The following is a 19,286-nucleotide window of genomic DNA, read 5'->3' on the forward strand; positions in this document are numbered from 1 at the left end:
CACCATCTGTATATGGTCACCTAAAGTGACCTCTTGGCAGCATGGAGTCTTCCCGAAGAGCGGAGACGGATGTGGCCAGTGAGTTCCAGCGGAAGAAAGTCGGCGGAGTGTTCCGGGCGATGGACGTGGACGGAGACGGCCGGCTGACCGAGGCCGACTTCCAGGCGCTCGCCCGTCGCTGGACGGCCGTCGCCGGATCGGTCGATCCGGCGCGCCTCGCCTCCGTCATGACCGGCTGGTGGCCGGTGCTCCGGTCCGCCTCCGGCCCCGACGGCGCCGAGGCCGTCACTCTCGACGAGGTGCTCCTCGTCGTGGACGGCCTCGGCGACCGGGCGGACGCCGTCTCCGCCACCGCCGACGCGATGTTCGAGGCCGTCGACCTCAACGGGGACGGCCGCATCTCCCGCTCCGAATACGGCGTCCTCGTCGAGACGTGGAGCGGGACGCCGACCGCGACCGACGAGATCTTCCCGCGCCTGGACCTGGACGGCGACGGCCACCTCACCCGCGACGAGTTCCGCACCCACTGGACGGAGTTCTGGGCGGGCGACAATCCGAACGCTCCCGGGACCTACGTCTTCGGCGTGCTGGTGGAGTGACCCGGAGGCGGCGTCACGGGCGAGCCGTGGTGTGCAGGAACGAGCGGATGGCCGGGACGAGATCGGCGTGGGCGTCTTCCAGCAGGTAGTGGCCTGCGCCGTGATAAACGCGCGTCCGGGCGGCGGGAAAGCGCCGCTGCCATTCAGCCAGCATCGCGCGGTCGAAGACCGGGTCGCCCAGTCCCCAGGCGATCAGCGTGGGCCGGTCGGCGAACTGCGCCAGCGACATGCCGGTGCCGTGCAGAACAGGCCATGAAGGGTCGCCGGGGCGCAACGGGATGTCCTGGACGAAGCGCTGGATGGCCACGCGGTGCTCGGGCCGGTCGTAGGGGGCCAGGAACGCCGAGCGCACCGGTGCGGGCATCCGGCGCCGGACGCCCAGCGGCCGCCAGGTGGCGCCGCGGGCGAAGAGGTTGTGGCGCAGGAACAGACGGGTGCCCAGCCGCGTGTGGCGCAACACCCGGAACGGCAGTCGCAGCAGAGGACGTACGCGTTCGCCGTGCGGGTTGGGGAAGGCCGCGGTGTTGAGCAGGACCAGGCGGGCGACCCGGTCGGGGTGGCGGCAGGCCCAGGTCATGCCGATCGGCCCGCCCCAGTCGTGCAGGACGAGGGTCCACCCGCGTTCGGGGGCGCCTCCGCTGGTGACGAGGTGTTGGATCAAGGCGTCCAGGTCGTCCACGCGGGCGGCCAGGTCGTACGGGTAACGGTCGGCTCCCGGCTTGTCCGACAGCCCCATGCCGATGTGGTCGGGGGCGATGCAGCGGAACTCCTCGCGCAAGGTGAGGATCGGCCGCCGCCACAGGTAGCTCCAGGAAGGGTTCCCGTGCAGGAACAGCACCGGCTGTCCCGCCCCTTCGTCCAGGTAGTGCTGGCGCAGGCCGTCACGGTGCGGCTGGGCGAACCACCGGGAGGTGAACGGGTAGCCCGGGAATCCGGTCACCGGGTGTTCCCCGCGGACAGGTGGGCGGTGAGCCGGGCCAGTCCTTCCGCCATGCTCACCCGGGGCCGGTAGCCGAGATCGCGGCGGGCCGCGGAGATGTCGAACCAGTGCGCCGTCGATGCCTGCTCCACCAGGAACAACAGTGGCGGCAGGTGCGGCGTCCACGGTAGTCGTCGAACCCGCTCCAGCAGCCGGGCCGCCCGCAGGACCGGTCCGAGCGGTGCCCGGCGTGTCACCGGGGGCAACCTGGCGGCACGCAGCAGCAGGTTGAGCCATTCCCCGAAACCGCAGGGCTCGCCCTGCGTGATGAAGTAGGCCCGGCCCGCCTGCGGTGATCCGGGGCGTAGCCGTTCGAGGGCGAGCAGATGGGCGTCGGCGGCGTTGTCGATGTAGACGGTGTCGATGGTCTTGTCGGTCCTGCCCGGCAGCCACAGCAGGCGGTGGTGCGCCACCAGCCTGGGCAGGAAGTGCGGATCTCCCGGCCCCCAGATGAGATGCGGACGCAACACGACCGCCGTCACCCGTCCGGCGGCGGCACCGGCGAGGACGAGCCGTTCGGCCTCGGCCTTGGTCCGCGGATAGGCGGCGGGAAAACGGCGGGGATAGGGCGCGGACTCGTCCACTCCCGCCAGGTCCCGCCCGTCGTGGACGACACTCGGTGAGGACGTGTGGACCAGGCGTGCCCCGTAGCGCGCGCAGGCGTCCAGCACGTTCCGCGTTCCCGACACGTTGATCTCCTCGTAGTCCCGGTCCCGTCCATGTACGCCGGCCTTCGCGGCGCAGTGCACGACCGCCTCGCATGACTCGACGGCGGCCAGCACCGCCGCGCGGTCACGGATGTCGGCCAGGTGCTGGGTGACCCCGAGAGCCGCCAGCGCGGGGCTGCGGTGACGCTGAAGAGCGTGGACGGTGTCACCGCGGGCGGCCAGCCGCCGGCAGACGGCCTCTCCCAGAAAGCCGCCGCCCCCGGTCACCAGAACCCTCGTCATCGGCCGGCCCGGACACGTCGCGAGGCCCACCGGGCGAGCCGGTGCCGGCGGATCTTGCTGTTGTGCCGGACGTCGACGGGGAACCCGGGATGAAACAGCACCTCCCGAAGCTCGGCGGTGTGCGGATGCCGGGCCGCCATCTCCAGGATGTCCGCCTTCACGCGGGCGTCGTCCCGGTATCCCGATTCGCACTCCACGATCAGGACCGCACGCTGAGCGCCGGCGAGACCGACGCCGACCAGTGCGGTACGGAGGACCCCCGGCACGGCGGCGAAGACGGGTTCGACCTGGTCGGTGTGCAGGTCGCCGCCGGCGGTGCGGACCCGCTCTGCCTTGCGTCCGGCGAACCAGAGCCTTCCGTGCTCGTCGAAGCGGCCGACGTCACCCATCCGGTGCCAGACGCGGTCTCCGTCGCGGATCCGGGCCAGCGCCGTGGCCCCCGGATCGTCCAGGTAGGGATCGCTGACGGTGGGAGCGGCCACGGTGATCTCCCCGACGGTGCCGGACGGCACGACCAGATCCTCACTCCACCGCTCGATGGGGTCGTCGGTGAGGGCGATGACGCGCACCTCGGCGCCCGGAAGCGGAGCACCCAGGCAGGTGCCCGCCCCGGCGGCGGTGGCCGCGGCGTGCTCGGCGAGCAGCCGGCTCTCGATCGCGGCCACCGGCATGCACTCGGTGGCGCCGTACACCGACAGCACGCGCGCCTCGTCACGCAGGCAGCCGCGCAGGCGCTCCATCACCGGCATCGGCAGCGGCGCCCCGGCGGACACCACGTCGCCGAGCGTGTCCAGCACCAGGCCCCGGGCGGCGCAGTGCCGCGCGAGCCGGTCGAGCAGCGCGGGAGGGGCGAACATCCCGGCCACGCGATACCGCTGGATGTCGGCGACCAGAGCGGCCGGGTCGGCCCGCACCGGATGCCGCGGGTCCATGTCCGGGATCACCACGGTCGCCCCGAACGCCGCCGCTCCCAATGCGAACGGCGCGAACGTCGACAACACCGGCGTGCCCGGTCGCACCGTGCCCAGCGTGCCCAGCAGGTCGAGCTGGGCGGTCAGGTGCCGGTGACGTAGCGGTACGCCCTTGGGCGGGCCGGTGGATCCGGAGGTGTAGGCGATCAGCGCCAGGTCGTCGGGGCCGGCGGGGGGCCACCGTCCCGGCTCGCCGGGACGGCTGCCGCGTACAGGCCCGCGTGACGTCCCTGCCGGGCCGCGGGGCCGCCGCGCGGGGACGGTGACGGAAACGCGGACGTCAGGGGCCCAGCCCAGCAGCCTCCTGGCCAGCTGCACGGCGGGAATCGCGATGAACGCCTCCGGCGCCGCCTGACGCAGACAGCGCTTGATCGCGTCGAGCGGCAGCCCGGGATCGACCAGCACCGGCACCGCGCGGAGCCGCACCAGGGCGACGGCCAGCGCGCCCAGTTCCGGGCCCGGCGGCACCAGCAGGCCGGTACGCATGCCCGGGCGGATCCCGGCCTCGGCGAGGGCCGCGACGGCATGGTCCACCGACCGCGACAACTGCCCGTAGGTGGTGGCCGCCGGGGTGCGGCCACCGACCTGGCAGGCGATGACGTCGGGCTGCTCGCGGAACCAGCGCTCGGCGCGGACGATCAGATCGCTGATCGGCTCGGCCGCTGCGGCCGGTGCCGGTGCCGCCGGTGCAGGCAGTGCGGGCGGCGTGGGCGGCTCGGCGGGGCCGGCGGGGCCTGAGCCGCTCGGAGGGGTCGCCTGTGCAGTCACGGGATCACCACCGCACGACGACGATTCCGGCACTGGCCCCGCTGGCCAGGCCGACCAGGGCGACCAGGTCGCCGCGCCGCACCCGCCCCGAGGAGACCGCCCGCGCCAGTTGCACGAGCAGGGTCGAGGCCACGAGGTTGCCGTGCTGAGCGATGGTGACGACGACCTTGCCCTGCGGGATGCGCACCTGGTCGCAGAACCACCACAACGTCGCCAGCGACGCCTGGTGCACGCAGATGGCCGCGAAGTCGTCCCAGGCCAGCCCGAGATCGGCGAGAGGCTTGTGGAAGACGGCGTAGTCGATGTTCTCGAAGCCCCGCACCAGCTGGGCGGAGTCGACGGTGAGAGGCCCGATGGTGGGCCGGTCCGCCCACGGGTCGCTGGTGAGGTTGTCCACGGCGGAGACCGCCGCCGGCCACCCGGCGGAGTACGCGGAGAACCCGTGGGCGAGCACCCCCGGTTCTGCGCCGGCCTCCAGCAGCACCGCGGCGCCGGCGTCGGAGACGGTGTAGGACGCGGCGACGGTGACGTACTCCTCGGCGCTGGACAGGATCCACGGGGTGCCGGCGGTGGGCAGCTCCCCGCAGCAGATGAGGACCCGCCGATGACGGCCGCCGGAGATCAGCGCGTCGGCCACCTGGATGGCGTTCAGCACGCTGTTGCAGGCGTTGCGTATGTCGAAGACCGGACAGCCGGCACCGATCTTGGCGGCGACGATGTGCCCGGTGGCCGGCTCGACGGCGTCGGACGACACCCCCGCGTAGATGAGCAGGTCGAGGTCGGCGGCCTCAAGGCCGCCCTCCTCCAGGACCCGGCGGGCGGCGTGCGCCGCCAGGTCGGACGGCTTCTCGTGGGGAGGGGCGATGTGTCTGCGCCGGACTCCGCTGTGGTCGTGGATCAGCCCTCGGGGCAGGTCCAGCGCCGGATTGCGCTCGGCGAGCCGCTCTTCCAGCTCGGCCGTGCTCAGTGTGGTCTCGGGCAGGTGGGCGGCCACCCCGGTCAGCCGGGTGTGCAGGGTCAACGAAGGCCTCTCTTCTGGGCGGGTCTTCTGTGCCGGTCTTCTGTGCCGATCTTCTGGGCCGGTCGTGTGCGCCGTACCTGGACGGACGGCGTGGGGATGGAGGACGAGATGGAGGACGGGGCCCGTGCCCGCGGACGGCGCCGCGGGCACGGGTCCCGCCGTCACCGGTTCAGGCCGCCGCCCCCGCGCGGGCGAGCACACCGGCCGGCTGCTGGTCGCCGCGCAGCCCGAGACGGATGAGCAGGCTCCGGGCGATGTCGGCGACGGTCCCGCCGCTGCGCATCAGCTCCATGGGCGGGATGTCGATGCCGAACCGGTTCCGGATCGAGGTCAGCAGTTCGGTGGCCATGAGGGAGTCCAGTCCGTACTCGTCCAGCCGCCGGTCGTCGGCGATCTGGTCGGCGGAAACGAGCAGGACCGCGGACAACAAGCCGGTGATCTGCTCGGTGATGCACGCGTACGCCTGCTCGTAGGTCATCCCGGCCAGCAGCGCCTGCAGGTCGGGCGCCTGCTGTTCCGCACCGGGCGGCAGCACCAGGGACAGCCACGGACGCTGCAGGCTGGGCAGGACCTGCCGCAACCGGCCCCAGTCGCAGCGGCCCACCACGGCCACGTCGGCGCGCTCGCCGAGCATGCGCTCCACGGCGTCCAGCGCCTGCCCGGAAGACATCGGCGGGATCCCGGCCTTGGCCAGTGCCTCGCCCTGCCTGCTCCGGGTCAGCACCCCGGTGTCCGCGAGCGCGCCCAGGCAGGCCGTCAATCCGGGCAGGTCCTGCCGGCTCCGTCGCCGGGCCAGCGCCTCCAGGAACAGGTTCGCGGCGACGTACGACGTCTGACCGATGTTGCCGACGGTGGTGAGGGAGGAGTACATGACGAACAGGTCGAGGGGCCGATCCCGGGTCAGCTCGTCCAGCACCATCGCGCCGGCGACCTTGGGGTGGAGCACGGCTCGGATCCGGTCGTCGCCGAGGTCGGTGAGCGGGCCGTCGTCGAGGTGCATGGCCGCGTGTACGACGCCACGCAGCGGCCGGCCGCCCGCGTCCAGGTCGTGCAGGATCCGCCGCATGGCGTCGCGGTCGGCCACGTCGGCCGCGTACGCGCGGACCTGCACCCCCGACCTCTCCAGTTCCGCGATCAGGGCGGGGGCTTCGGGCGACTCGGCGCCCCGGCGGCCGACCAGGGCCAGGTGGCGGGCACCCCGCAGGGCGAGGCGGCGAGCCGTCGCCGCGCCGAACCCGCCCAGGCCGCCCGTGACCAGGTAGGTCCCCTCGGAATCCAGGCGCGGCTCCGCCGGCTGGGGCCGGACGGCGACGGGTTCGTCGCGTGGGTCGAAGGACACCACGACTTTTCCGATGTGTCGGGAATGACGCATCATGGCGAAGGCGTCCGCGACACGTGCGGCCGGATACACCGTGTGCGGCAGCGGCCGGAAGTCCCCGGACCGGTAGAGGGGCGCCGCCTGCTCCGTGCTTTCCGCCATCAGCTCGGGCGCCTTCCACATGAGGGTGCCCACGTCCACGCCGTAGAACGCGATGTTGTCGGAGAACGGGCGCAGCAGCAGGGAGCTGTTCTGGTAGATGTCCCGTTTGCCGAGCTCGATGAACCGGCCGCCGTGCCGCAGACATTCCATGCCCCGGGTGATGGCCTCCCCGGCCAGCGAGTTGAGCACGATGTCCACTCCCCGGCCTCCGGTCAGTTCCTTGACCTGATCGGCGAAGTGCAGGCTGCGCGAGTCCAGGGCGTGGTCGGCGCCCATGGCGAGCAGCAGGTCGCGTTTGGCGGCGGTGCCGGCGGTCGCGATCACGCGGGCTCCGTGGAACCGGGCGTACTGCAGGGCGGCCAGGCCGACCCCACCGGCGCCACCGTGGACCAGGATCGTCTCGCCCGCCCTGACCCGTGCGCAGTACCCCAGCGAATGGTGCACGGTGGAGAACGCCATCGGCATGGTGGCGGCCTCGGCGAAGGTCATCCCCTCGGGGACGGCGACGGCCGCCCACGCCTTGACCCTCGTGTGGCTGGCGAAGCCGACGGGGCCCGCGGCCATGACCCGGTCACCGGGCCGCGTCCCGGTGACTCCGGTTCCGACGGCGGTGACGATCCCGGCGCATTCCAGGCCCAGCTCGTGCCCGCCGAAGACCGCTTCGACGGCCTCGGTGGGCAGCAGGTTCACCGCGCGCATGACGTCGCGGTAGTTCAGCCCGATCGCCCGCACCTCGACCACGATCTCGTCGGGATCGGGCTGCGGCATCGGCATCTCCTCCCAGGCCAGCGTGTACGACAGCCCGGGATCGCACACCCTGAGCCGGTAGGCCTCGCCCGAGCCGACGGGCAGGTCGCGGGTGTGCTCGCCCGGCTCGATCAGCCGCGGCACGAAACGTCCCCGGCGGGTGAGCAGGATCTCGTCCTCCTCGCCCGGGTCGAGCAGTTCCGCCGCCAGGCGGCCGGCGTCCCGCGCGGCGTCACCGGTGGGGTGCAGGCAGAGCCTGCGTATCACCGGCCGTGGCTGCTCGTTGCTCAACGAACGCGTCGTGCCCCAGGTCGCCGCGTCCTCGGGGTGGAGCCTGACGTCGGCGACGCGGGGTTCCGGCAGCGCGGCGCAGGGGCGGGCCACCAGCCACAACGTGGTCGCGACGTGCTCGGGCAGTTGCTCGCACGCCAGCGCGACGGCCCGCAGCGCCGCGGCCCGCCGGGTGATCCGCTCGACGGACCCCTCCGGATCCGGGTCGTCCGCTCCGCCCAGGACGATCGCGATGGTGACCGTCTGGGCGGTGGGTGGGACGTGGTCGATCCAGTGGTCGGGATCGTCGCTGAGCGGCGAGTGGAGCACGTCGCCGCCACGGGCTCGCAGCAGAGCCCGCAGCTCGGTGGTCAGGGCGCCGGTGCCGTCCTCGCCGGCGAGGATCCACGTGCCGGCGGCGTCCGGCGAGGGGTGCGCGGCGGCCGGGTCGCCCCCGGCGGTGGCCGCAGCGGTGGCCGTACTGGTAGTCGCGCTGGTGGCCGGACTGCCGGCCGCGCTGGCGGCCCCACTGGTGGCGGGAGCGGCGGCCAGCATCACCGAGAAGTCGCCGGATGCGAGGGCGTCGTCGTCGCCGACCTGGACGACCTCCGTGTAGCCGGCCTCCGCCAGCACCTCCGGCCATCTCTCCCGGGACAGCAGCGGCGAGGCCGGGCGCAGGTGCCGGTCGGTGAAGTCCCAGAACTCCTCCTGCATGCCGAGGAACGGCAGCAGGGTCCCCATCCGGTGAGGTTCGGCGATGAGCAGGTGGCCGCCGGGCACCAGAAGGGTGGACAGGTGGTGCAGCGCGGCGGGCAGGTCACGGGCCAGGTGCAGGCTGTTCGCCCCGATCACGAGATCGAACCCGCCCGCGGCCAGTCCCTGCCCGACCGGATTCGCGTCCAGATCGAGGACGGCGTAATCGACGAAGTCGAAGGCGGCGAGGCGCTGCCGCAGCCGGGTCAACGCCGCTTCGGCGCGATCGGTGACCAGGTAGCGGGTGCGGTCGGCGGGCAGGACGGGCAGCAGCATGGCGGTGGTGCCGCCCGTCCCCGCACCGGCTTCCAGGATGCGCAGCGGCCGGTCGGCCGGCCATCTTCTGACGATTTGCCCGACGAGCGCCCGGACGATCCGGTTGGTGAACAGGTTGACCGGCCCGACGTCGTGGAACTGCTCCATCAGCTCCTGACCGCCGCCGGAATCCAGGACGTCTGGGCCGGCACGCCGGCCTGCGAGCAGGTCGGGCAGGCACCGGCCGACCCGTACGGACAGGGCGGTCTGAGCGGCGAAGGCGGCACCCCGGGCGAGGAGGTCCCGGTGGAGGTCACCGTGGAGGTCCCGGTGGAGGTCACCGTGGAGGTGGCGGTGCGGCTCGCGCGGGTCCGCACCCGTCGGCAGCAGGCGAGGGCCGCCATCGGCCGGCCGCTCCAGCAGTCCGTGCTGTTCCAGCAGCGGCAGGGCCGCGCGGAGCATCCGCCGGTGGTGCGCCCCCGGGCACGATTCGATCAGTTCCTCGACGCCGCTCGGACGCTCGGCGGTCAGCTCGCCGAGTGCGCCGGCCAGCGTGTGGGCGAAGACCTCTTCGAGCCGTGCCGCGTACCGCGGGTAGTCCAGCTCGTGCCATGCTGAACGCAGCCGGTCGATCTGCTCGGCCGCGCCGGACAGGATCTGCCCGGGGCGGGGGGCCGGCCACGGCTCGGCCGGCACGCCGGCCCGGGGTGCGGCCCGCAGCGCCACCTCGTAGCGGGTGACCGGGGTGATGTGGACGCCGGGCATCCGGCGTAACCGGCAGCCCTCCACTTCGGCGGCGATCCGGCCGTCCTCGCCGGCGACCACGATGTCCCAGCAGACCTCCTCGGCACTGCTGGAGCGTTCCCGCACGTGCACGAGTCCCTGTGCCGGCGGCGTTCCCCACAGGCGGACGGAGCCGATGGCGGCGGGCATGTAGCCGCGGCCCGATCGCAGCGACTCCACCAGCCACAGCACGCCGGCCTGCAGCGCGCTGTCCAGCACCACCGGGTGGATGTGGTAGCGCCCCTGCCCCTGCTCCGGGCACGAGTAGGCGCCCAGCACCTCTCCCTCGCCCGTCCACAGCTCGGTCAGGACCTGGAACTCCGGCCCCCAGACCATGTGCCCTTCGGCGGCCCGTGCGTAGTAGCCGGGCACGTCCACAGGGGTGCGGATGCGAGCGCGCAGCGCGGCCACGTCCAGCGGCGGCGGGACCCGGCGCAGCAGGGGCCGCACCCGGGCCCGGAAGTGCTCGCGGGGCTGCTCCGCCTGCCGGTCGGCGCTGGCCACGGTGACCACTCCGGTCTCGGCGTGGAGCGACGTCTGCGCGTACACCGGAGCGGCGGCGCCCTGCGAGGGCACCACCATGGCCCGGCTGATGTCGACCCTGTCGACCTCCACCGCCTTTTCGGCGTCCGGCATGGTGAGCCGGGCGGCGGCGACGGCCATCTCCACGTATCCGGTGGCCGGCATCACGGCGGCGCCGCCGGCCCGGTGGTCGGCGACCCAGGGCACCCGCACCCGGTCGATCTCCCCCTGCCACGTGGGGTCCAGCACCGGCATCCGCTGCCCCAGAAGCGGATGCTGGATTGTCGTGTCCACGTTGGTCCGCACCCAGGTCTGCGGGCCCCCGATCCAGTGCCGCTCGCGCTGCCAGGGATAGGCCGGCAGCGATCGCACCGCGCCGGGGCGGGGGAAGTACCGGTCCCAGTCGAGTCGTGCACCGGCCGCGACGAGTTCGGCGACCGCGCGGCGGACACGCGCCGGGCCTGGCTCGTCGCGGCGCAAGGTGGTGACGACGGCAGCGCGTACCCGCGCCGTGCCGCTTATGCGACGCAGGTACGAGCGGAGCACCGGGTGCGGGCCGATCTCCAGCAGCACGTCGAAGCCGTCGCCGAGCACCCGCTCGGCCGCCGCCGCGAACCGGACCGGTTCCCGGACGTTCCGCCACCAGTACGCCGCGTCCAGCTCCGAACCCCGGATCAGCTCGCCTGTCACCGTGGATACCAGAGGGATGTGCGCCGGGCGGGGCCGCAGCCCGGCGAGTCCCTCGGCCAGGGGCTGCCGCACCGGATCCATCGCGCCGCTGTGGAAGGCGTAGTCCAGGTCCAGCTCCCGGAAGAAGGTCTCGCGCGAGGAGAGGTCCTCGCACAATGACTTCAGCGATCCGTCCGGTCCGGCGATCGTGACGTCGCGGTCGGAGTTGACCGCCGCGATCTCCAGTTGCGGATAGCCGGCCAGGATCTGCCTGGCCGCGGCCTCGGGCAATCCGATCGCGGCCATCCGGCCCTGCCCCCGGGTGACCGACTGCGCCATGCCCCGCTCGGAGATCACCTGCGCCGCCTGGGCCAGTGACAGGGCGCCGGAGGTGTAGGCGGCGGCGACTTCGCCCACGCTGTGGCCGATCACCACTCCCGGCCGTACGCCCGCCGCCTTGAGCATTTCCACCAGGCCGACCTGGACGGCGAACAGCAACGGCTGTGCCACTTCGGTCGCCGACAGCCGTGACTGATCGGCGGGCAGGGACAGCTCGTCGAGCACCGACCAGCCGAGCCGACCGGACAGTTCGGCGTCGACCGCTTCCACGGCCGAGCGGAAGGTCGCGTCGGACAGCAGGTCGGCGCCCATCCCGGGCCACTGCGAACCGTTGCCGGAGAACACGAACGCCACCCGTCCGCGCTCCACCGCCTCGGCCTCCGCCACTGCCACCGTTCCCGCCATCGCCGCGTCTCCGGCTTCGAGCCGCGTGCTCGCACCGGACTCGCCTTCGGCGCCGGTCGGCTCCGGGGCCTCCGCCAGGGTCGCCAGCGCCCGCGCCGCCGCCGCGGCGGTGTCGGCCAGCACGACGGCACGATGCCGGTGGCCGCCGCGCCGCCGCGCCGCGGTGTAGGCGACGTCGTAGAAATCCCGTTCAGCGAGTGATGCCAGGTGCGCGGCGGTCCGTCCCACGGCTTCCCGCAGCGCGGTCCGGCTGCGCGCGGACACGACCACGGGCAGCGCTCCCGCGGGGGGCGCCGCCGGTCCGACCCCGGCGGCCCTCGGTACGGATGGCGGCGGCGCGGGCGGTGCGGCCAGCGCCACATGAGCGTTGGCGCCCCCGAATCCGAAGGAGTTGACTCCGGCCACGGGCCGCTCGCCTGCCTCGTCCAGCGGTCGCGGCTCGACGGTGACGCTCAGCCCCAGGGCGTCGAAGTCGATGCGAGGGTTGAGCGTGGCGGTGTGCAACGAGGGCGGGATCATCCGGTGCCGGAGCACCAGCAGGGCCTTGAACAGTCCCGGCATGCCGGAGGCGGGCTCCAGGTGCCCCAGGTTGGACTTCACCGAGCCGATGGGCAGGGCTCCGCGCGTGCGCCTGCTGCCCAGCGCCCGCCCCAGCGCCTCGCACTCTGCCGGATCCCCGGCCTGGGTGCCGGTGCCGTGCGCCTCCAGGTACACGATCTCGTCGGGGCTGATGCCCGCCGTGGTGTACACCTGCCGTAACAGGGCTTCCTGGGCTTCGGCGTTCGGCAACGCCAGCCCCATGGTGTGGCCGTCGTTGTTGGTGGCGGCGCCGACGATGACGCCGTGGATGCGGTCGCCGTCGGCGATCGCGTCGGCCAGGCGCTTGAGCACCACCACCCCGCCGCCCTCCGCCCGTACGAACCCGTCGGCGTCGGCGGAGAACGCCCGGCACCGGCCGGTCGGCGACAACATCGAGGCCTGGCTGAAACCGATGAAGGGGCCCGGGCTGAGCAGCACGTTCACCCCGCCGGCCAGCGCCGCCCGGCTGGACCCCTCCGCGAGGGACCGCCAGGCCCGCTCCACGGCCGTCAACGACGAGGAGCACGCGGTGTCGATGCTCATGCTCGGCCCGCGCAGGTCGAAGAAGTGCGACAGCCGGTTGGCCGCGATGGACAGGGTCGCCCCCGACATCGAGTACGGGCCCATGGCCCCCGGCTCCAACGCCTGCATGGTGCCGTAGGCGGGATCCGAGATGCCGATGAACACCCCGGTGTCCGTGCCCGCCAGCACCGCCGGATCGATGCCCGCGTCGTCCAGGGCCTCGACCGCCATTTCCAGGAGCAACCGCTGCTGCGGGTCCATCGTGGCGGCCTCTTTGGGGGAGATGCCGAAGTAGGCGGCGTCGAAGGCGGTGATGTCCTCGTCGAGGAAGCCCCCCGCACGGGTGTAACTCCTGTCCGGCCTCGGCATGGTGTCGTCGACGAACCGATCGGCCTCGAACCTGCTCGGCGGGATCTGGCCGACCAGGTCGGCGCCCTGCCACAACGCCTGCCACAGCCCGTCCAGACTCTCGATCCCCCCAGGCAGCCGGCATCCCACGCCCACCACCGCCGCCGCGTGCTCCGGCCATGCCTGTTCCGCTGTCGGGTCGTCCGCGCTCATGTCGCCCTTCCTGCTCAGGTCCACTACGTCTCGGCACTTCGCCGTCGGCTTGGTGTCCCGGCCGGGGTCCACCTGGCGCGCCCGGCGCGGGGCCGGGCGGTCGGCCCCCATGTCATCACAACTCTCGGTATATGCCTAGATACTGTGTGTATTTGCCCAAGAGGATGATGTTTGCGAAGTCTGGGAGACCTGTGCCTGGTGTGGCGGCAGCTCGGCGCGCGGCTGTGGGCGAACGTCGCTGGTCGGCGGCTCGCGCGTGTCACAGACGGGGGTTCCGTCCTGTCTTGTCGGCAGACCGAAACTCTCTGTTGACCAGGAGGTGTGCAATGGATGCCGTGAAGGTGCCCGATTTGACCGGCAAGGTGGCCGTGGTGACGGGCGGTAGCGACGGGCTCGGTCTCGGCTTGGCCATGCATTTGGCCCGGGCCGGGGCCGAGGTCGTGCTGCCGGTCCGCAATCCCGCCAAGGGCGCCGCCGCCGTCCAGAAGATCCACGAGGCGGTGCCGGAGGCCGCCGTCTCCACGCGCCAGCTCGACCTGGCGTCGCTGGAATCGATCGCGGCACTCGCCGCCACTCTTCGGCGCGAGGCCCGCGCGATCGACATTCTGATCAACAACGCGGGTGTCATGGCTCCCGCCACCCGCCAGACCACCGCGGACGGCCTGGAGTTGCAGTTCGGCACCAACCACATCGGCCACATGGCGCTGGTGGCGGGACTCCTGCCGCTGCTGCGCCTCCGAGGGGCACGCGTCACCACGATGTCCAGCAGCGCCGCCCGCTCCGCCGCCATCGACTGGGCCGACCTGCAGAGCGAGCGGAAATACTCGCCGGTCCGCTCGTACGGCCAGTCGAAGCTGGCCAACCTGCTCTTCGGGCTCGAACTGGACCGGCGCAGCACGGCCGGCGGGTGGGGTGTCGTCAGCAACGTCGCGCATCCCGGCACGACCCTGACCAACCTCTACGCGTCCGGCCCGAACCTGGGCCGCGCCCGCCCCGCGCCGTACGAGAGGATCATGAAGGGGCTGCTCCGGTTGGGCCTGTTCGTGCAGACGGTCGAGGCCGGGCTGCAACCGGCCCTGCACGCGGCCACCAGCCCACAGGCGCGAGGCGGCCGTTTCTACGGTCCCGACGGCCTCGGCCAGTTCACCGGTGGGCCGGCGGAGCTGTCCCTCTACAAGTCGGTCCAGGTCGAGCGCGACGCGGCCCGGCTGTGGACCGTCTCTGAGCAGCTCGCCAGGGTCGAGTTCCCCGCCTGAGGGCGGGCCGGAACCCACCCGGACCGCGACGAGACGAACGCGGTCAGCTCGCGGCCGACAGCGCGCCGATCTTGGCGGGGTTCATCAGCCAGAGCACCTGGTCGATGCCCTCGTCGGAGGCGTCGACGGTGACGACCGCGAACAGTTCGCCGTCGTGGCGCAGCAGAGCGGCCGCCTGCCCGTTCACGTCGGCCCATTCCACCTCGACCCCGGCCCAGAACCGGTCCGCGAACGCTCTGATGTACTTCGCGACCCGGAACGCGCCGACCACGGGGATGCGCGAGGCCCGGACGGCGCCGCCGCCGTCGGAGTAGCTGATCACGTCCGAGGCGAGGAGCTCTTCCAGCGCGGCGAGGTCGCCGGCGCGGGCGGCGGCGACGAAGGCGGTGAGCAGCCGGCGCTGCTCGGCCCGGGTCACCGGTGCCCGGCGCTCGGAGCCGATGCGCTTGCGCGCCCTGCTGACGAGTTGCCGCACCGCGGCCTCGCTCGCCTCGATGATCTCGGCGATCCGCCGATAGGGATAGTCGAACGCCTCTCGCAACACGTAGGCCGCGCGTTCGGTGGGCGAGAGCTTCTCCAGCAGGAGCAGGACCGCGAAGCCGAGGGCCTCGCCTCGCTCGGCGCCGAGGTGGGGGTCGTTACTGGTGTCGACGGGTTCGGGGAGCCACGGGCCGACGTACGTCTCGCGGCGGACCCGGGCGGACTGCAGGGTGTTGATGGCGAGGCGCGTGGTCACCGTCGCCAGGAACGCCCCCGGATCGGTCACGGTGCCGCGGTCGTACGCCTGCCAGCGCAGCCAGACGTCCTGCAGCAGGTCCTCCGCTTCGGTGGCACTGCTCAGGATGCGGTACGCGATTCCGAACAGGCGTGGCCGCACGCTCTCGAAGGTGGCCGCCGCCTGGTCGAGGTCCTCGGTCCCGCTGCGGCGGCTCTCCGCACCGATATCCCTCATGGTGATGGCCCCGTTCCGCCGGCGGATGGACCTCTACAGCTTTTCACCCGCCGTCCAGAGGCTTTGACAGGGGACCGCGGTACGCGATCCGGGTGGTGCCGGTGCGGCCGCACCCCTGCCGCCGCCGGCCCGGGGATCTATCTCGGAAGGATGTGAATTGCCGTCGCATGAGATTGATCTCCGCCGGCATTTCCGTCTGCCTTCGTTTCTTTCGGTGGATTTAACGGCGGGATGATTGACGGCTCTTCGCCTCCCGATGCCGAGGGCCGGGAGCCGGCGCGGGTGTTTATCGATCCCGGGTGCGGGGACGGTTGCCGTCGTAATCGCCCAAATCGGGCGAATCACCGGATCCAGGGGGTTGACATGACTGGATACCTGCCGTATCGCGATTCCACTCCCGCTGCTCGCATCGGCGGCGTACGCGGCTGGCAGGCGGACATTCTCCGCGGCGAGTCATAACCGAGTGAATCGAGGTACTGCGGCACAAGCGGGCCGCAGTGCCTCGACCCGTTACAGGGATCGTTGAAGGCGGGGGGATTTCATGGCGCGATTTTTCTACCCTGTCGCTCGGCGCAGCGATCTGGTGGAGGAACTGTTCGGAATCCCGGTGTCCGATCCCTATCGGTGGCTGGAAGACGGCGGCGACGCGCGCGTGCGGGACTGGGCGGCGGCCCAGGATCGCCTTTTCCTCGCGTGCCGCGAGCAATGGCGCGACAAGGACTCGTGGGCGTCTCTGGTGGACGAGACGTCCTCCTTCGGGGTGTCGGAGCCCCCGATGGTGCGGGGCTCGCTGATGTTCCTCGCCGAGCAACTCCGCGGGGACGAACAGCGGCGCCTGCTCGTCGTCGACGGCGAGGGCGAAAGACGGGTGCTGGTCGATCCGGCGGACATCGATCCGTCCGGCCACACCGGGCTGTACGCCTGGTGGCCGTCCCGCGAGGGCGAGCGCGTGGCCGTCCAGACGGAGGTCGCCGAGCAGCCCGGCAGCGACATCATCGTGCTGGACGTGCGTACCGGCGAGGTGGTGGACGGGCCGTTGCCGCGCGCCCGCAACACCTCGCTGGCCTGGCTCCCGGGAGGGGACGCCTTCTACTACGTCAGCCGTGTCCCCGGCGAGGAGCTGGCCTCCGGCGACATGCGGCTGCATCGGCGGGTCCGGCTGCACCGGATCGGCTCGCCCTGGCAGGCCGACACGGTGATTTTCGGCGGCGAGGACGCCCCCGACCACTATTACGGGCTCACGGTCAGCGCGGACGGCCGGCATCTGGCCGTCACCGCGATGGCCGGGCCCGCCGTGCAGAACGACGTGTACGTGGCGGAACTCGCCGATCCGGCGGCCCCGCGTCTCGTCAAGGTCGTGGACGGACAGGCCATCGGCGCCCGCGTCCTCCCGCGCTTCCTCGCGGACGGCACCCTGCTGCTCGTCACCGACTATCAGGCTCCGTGCGGCCGCGTCTGCGTGGCGGACCGGCACGACCCCGGCCCGGACGCCTGGCGCACACTGGTGGCCGAAGATCCCGAGGCTCCCCTCGACGAGTGCGTGGTTTTGGACGGCCCGGCGCTCGCGCGGCCGCTCCTGCTGGTGGCGCGCGCCCGCCACGGCACCTCCGCCCTGACGCTGCACGACCTCGCCGACGGCCGGCCGCTCACCCGGCTGCCCGTGCCGGGCGCGGGCGTGGTGTCCTCCCTGCGCGCGGGCGTGCCCCACGGTCACCGGGCGTGGTTCAGCTACTGCGACGCGACCACACCTCCCACCGTCTATCGCTACGACGCCGTACGCGGTGTGACGGAGCCGGAGGCGGGCGCCGCCACAGCGGGGCGCACTCCCGGGATCCGCAGCCTGGACGTGCGCTGCCGCGCCGAAGACGGCACCGAGATCACGCTGTTCCTGTTCACTCCTGAGGAGGAACACCAGGGGCCGCGCCCCACCCTCCTGTACGGCTACGGCAGCTTCGGCATGCCGATGCGCCCGTGGTTCTTCCCCCTGGCGGCCGCATGGGTCGGCGCCGGCGGCACCTACGCGGTCGCCTGCGTACGCGGAGGCGGCGAGGAGGGCCGGCGCTGGCACGACGCCGGCCGGGGACCCCGCAAACACCGCGCGATCGGCGACTTCACCGACGCCGCGGCCTGGCTGATCGAGACCGGCAGGACCACGCCCGACCAACTGGCGATATACGGCCAGTCGGCCGGCGGTCTCCTGGTCACCGCCGCCGCCATGCGGCGACCGGACCTGTTCGCCGCGGTCGTCGCAGAAGGCCCGCTCTGCGACATGGTGCGCTACGAACGTTTCGGCCTGGGATGCACGTGGACCGACGAGTTCGGCAGCGCCTCACGGCCCGAGGAACTCCGATGGCTCCTGGCGTACTCGCCCTATCACCACGTCACGCCCGGGACGGCCTATCCCGCCTTCCTCTTCGCCGGCGCGGTGACCGATCTGCAGACCGGGGAGGCCCACGTCACCAAGATGTGCGCGGCCCTCCAGCACGCCACCGGCGGAGACAGGCCGATCCTCATGCGCCGGGAACCCGACACGGCCCACGCCGCCTCGCCCGCGAGCAAGGAACGCGACCTGAACGCGGACATCCTGGCCTTCGCCGCCGAGCACACCGGCCTGTCACCGGGGAGGACGGCGATGTCCCTTCACGAGACCGCCGCGGAACCGCTCTGAAATGCCGGCGTGCCACAGGGCACCTCGCCGGGTCACTCCTGCGTGAGCGGTGTGCCGGAGCGCGCCGGCCCTTGGGGGAGCGCGGTCCTCCGGCGACGCCGGGCGGCCAGAGCCGCGACGAAGAGCCCGCAGACGACGACGAGGACAAGCGGCAGCGCCCAGGGGAGGGTCCACGCGTGCGCGCTGCTCCCCACGGCGGCCAGCGGGGCGACCGAACCCGCCGCGTCGGTGAGCAGCGGGACGAGGGTGACCGTCCCGGTCAGTCTCAGTGCGGGAGTCACCCCGTGCACCGGCACGGAGACCTTCCAGGTCTCGCCCGGGAGCAACTGGGGTGAATCGTCGATGTGTCCCGCGCGGACGTCCCAGTGCCCGAAGGGCCCGGACAGGGACACCGCCTGACGCGCGGCGAGAATGCCGTTGCCGTCGTTGCGGATCGTGTAGGTGACGGTGGCGTCGCCCGTCCCGAGAGGATTTGGCGTGCCGGAATAGCGGACCTGCAGGTTCTCCACCGACAGGGCCGGCTTCAGCTCTCCGCCCACACGCAGGCGGATCCGGATGCCGAGACGCTGCCCGTCCGCCGCGGTGACGATGCCGCCCATGTATTCGCCGGGCGCGGCGTCGTCGGGAAGCGCGACCGTGAACGGCACCTCGGCCGTCTCGCCGGCGGGGATGGTGACGCCGGAGCGGTCGGGGCGGACCCACGCGCCCACCCCGGTCTGCTTCGCGTTCACATCGCGCAGGTCGAGCCGGCCCTGCTCGGTGGTGAACGCGTCCGCGGCGTACACGCTCAGGCGGAGCGGCGTCGCGCCGTGGTTGGCGACCACGAGACCGTCCTCGACCCGCCCGCCCGAGTCCAGCGTGTAGCTGTAGTTGGGCCGGTCTGACCCGAAGTCGTTGGACGCCGTCGCCACCGTCCAGGAGACCTCGCCGTCCGCCGCAGAGGCGGGTCTCGCGCCCGTTCCGAGGACGCCGCCCGCGATGAGGAGCACGGTGAGGAACACCGCGAAGGCGGCCCGGGTCAGCGAGCCTGCCGTGGTCGTCGTACGCGGTCGTGACGGCTGCATCTGATCGATCCTTGGATGGGGTTGGGAAGCGGCGGGAGGGCGATGTGTCGTGGGGGGGGGGGGGGGCGCGGGGCCCCCCCCCCCCCCCCCCGCCCCGGGGGGGGGGGGGGGGCCGGCCCCCCCCCCCCCCGCCCCCGGGCGCACCGGGCCGCGAGAGGAACCCGGCCCCGGGG

The 19,286-nt window shown here is 72.7% G+C and carries 10 protein-coding genes; 3 read left to right on the forward strand and 7 right to left on the reverse strand.

The features are described 5' to 3' along the window. Positions 1-71: 71 nt before the first annotated feature. Positions 72-599 carry an EF-hand domain-containing protein gene (locus ACIBK1_RS36730; protein ID WP_030508747.1) on the forward strand — a complete coding sequence of 176 codons (528 nt, stop codon included), beginning with the start codon at positions 72-74 and terminating at the stop codon, positions 597-599. A 13-nt stretch (positions 600-612) separates the two neighbouring features. Here the strand turns inward: ACIBK1_RS36730 and ACIBK1_RS36735 are convergent, their stop codons facing one another. The 5 genes from ACIBK1_RS36735 to ACIBK1_RS36755 all read right to left on the reverse strand — a co-directional run bounded on the left by ACIBK1_RS36735 (position 613) and on the right by ACIBK1_RS36755 (position 13,173). After that, complete coding sequence (locus ACIBK1_RS36735) at positions 613-1,539, reverse strand: alpha/beta fold hydrolase (protein WP_030508748.1); 927 nt, start codon at positions 1,537-1,539, stop codon at positions 613-615. After that, entirely contained in the window at positions 1,536-2,528 is a 993-nt protein-coding gene (locus tag ACIBK1_RS36740; RefSeq protein WP_396740273.1) for an NAD-dependent epimerase/dehydratase family protein, read from the reverse strand. Before ACIBK1_RS36740 ends, ACIBK1_RS36735 begins: the two co-directional genes overlap by 4 nt. After that, complete coding sequence (locus ACIBK1_RS36745) at positions 2,525-4,267, reverse strand: fatty acid CoA ligase family protein (RefSeq protein ID WP_396740275.1); 1,743 nt, start codon at positions 4,265-4,267, stop codon at positions 2,525-2,527. The genes ACIBK1_RS36740 and ACIBK1_RS36745 overlap by 4 nt, the downstream gene beginning before the upstream one ends. Positions 4,268-4,271: 4 nt before the next feature. Continuing rightward, entirely contained in the window at positions 4,272-5,288 is a 1,017-nt protein-coding gene (locus ACIBK1_RS36750; protein WP_396740277.1) for a 3-oxoacyl-ACP synthase III family protein, read from the reverse strand. A gap of 169 nt (positions 5,289-5,457) precedes the next feature. Further along, positions 5,458-13,173, reverse strand: coding sequence for an SDR family NAD(P)-dependent oxidoreductase (locus tag ACIBK1_RS36755; protein ID WP_396740279.1), 7,716 nt, complete (start codon positions 13,171-13,173; stop codon positions 5,458-5,460). Positions 13,174-13,499: 326 nt separating this feature from the next. Here ACIBK1_RS36755 and ACIBK1_RS36760 point away from each other — a divergent pair, with 326 nt between their 5' ends. Continuing rightward, positions 13,500-14,429 carry an SDR family oxidoreductase gene (locus ACIBK1_RS36760; protein ID WP_396740281.1) on the forward strand — a complete coding sequence of 310 codons (930 nt, stop codon included), beginning with the start codon at positions 13,500-13,502 and terminating at the stop codon, positions 14,427-14,429. Between the two features lie 43 nt (positions 14,430-14,472). On the opposite strand, the gene ACIBK1_RS36765 is transcribed toward ACIBK1_RS36760, so the two are convergent. Next, positions 14,473-15,381, reverse strand: a complete 909-nt coding sequence (locus ACIBK1_RS36765) for an RNA polymerase sigma-70 factor (RefSeq protein ID WP_387076163.1) — start codon at positions 15,379-15,381, stop codon at positions 14,473-14,475. A gap of 541 nt (positions 15,382-15,922) precedes the next feature. On the opposite strand from ACIBK1_RS36765, the gene ACIBK1_RS36770 reads away from it, so the two are divergent. Then, positions 15,923-18,049: a prolyl oligopeptidase family serine peptidase gene (locus ACIBK1_RS36770; protein WP_396740284.1), complete on the forward strand. Its 2,127-nt coding sequence runs from the start codon at positions 15,923-15,925 to the stop codon at positions 18,047-18,049. A gap of 32 nt (positions 18,050-18,081) precedes the next feature. Here the strand turns inward: ACIBK1_RS36770 and ACIBK1_RS36775 are convergent, their stop codons facing one another. Next, positions 18,082-19,113 (reverse strand): COG1470 family protein, encoded by a 1,032-nt coding sequence (locus ACIBK1_RS36775; RefSeq protein ID WP_081903617.1) that lies wholly within the window; start codon positions 19,111-19,113, stop codon positions 18,082-18,084. Positions 19,114-19,286 lie beyond the last annotated feature (173 nt).

The organism is Microbispora rosea (genome assembly GCF_044460045.1).
GTDB classification, from domain to species: domain Bacteria; phylum Actinomycetota; class Actinomycetes; order Streptosporangiales; family Streptosporangiaceae; genus Microbispora; species Microbispora rosea.

Excerpts from the sequence above, each read along its gene's own strand:
- ACIBK1_RS36765 (WP_387076163.1), bottom strand. The coding sequence starts at position 15,381 with ATGAGGGATATCGGTGCGGAGAGCCGCCGCAGCGGGACCGAGGACCTC.
- ACIBK1_RS36770 (WP_396740284.1), top strand. The coding sequence starts at position 15,923 with ATGGCGCGATTTTTCTACCCTGTCGCTCGGCGCAGCGATCTGGTGGAG.
- ACIBK1_RS36760 (WP_396740281.1), top strand. The coding sequence starts at position 13,500 with ATGGATGCCGTGAAGGTGCCCGATTTGACCGGCAAGGTGGCCGTGGTG.
- ACIBK1_RS36755 (WP_396740279.1), bottom strand. The coding sequence starts at position 13,173 with ATGAGCGCGGACGACCCGACAGCGGAACAGGCATGGCCGGAGCACGCG.
- ACIBK1_RS36775 (WP_081903617.1), bottom strand. The coding sequence starts at position 19,113 with ATGCAGCCGTCACGACCGCGTACGACGACCACGGCAGGCTCGCTGACC.
- ACIBK1_RS36740 (WP_396740273.1), bottom strand. The coding sequence starts at position 2,528 with ATGACGAGGGTTCTGGTGACCGGGGGCGGCGGCTTTCTGGGAGAGGCC.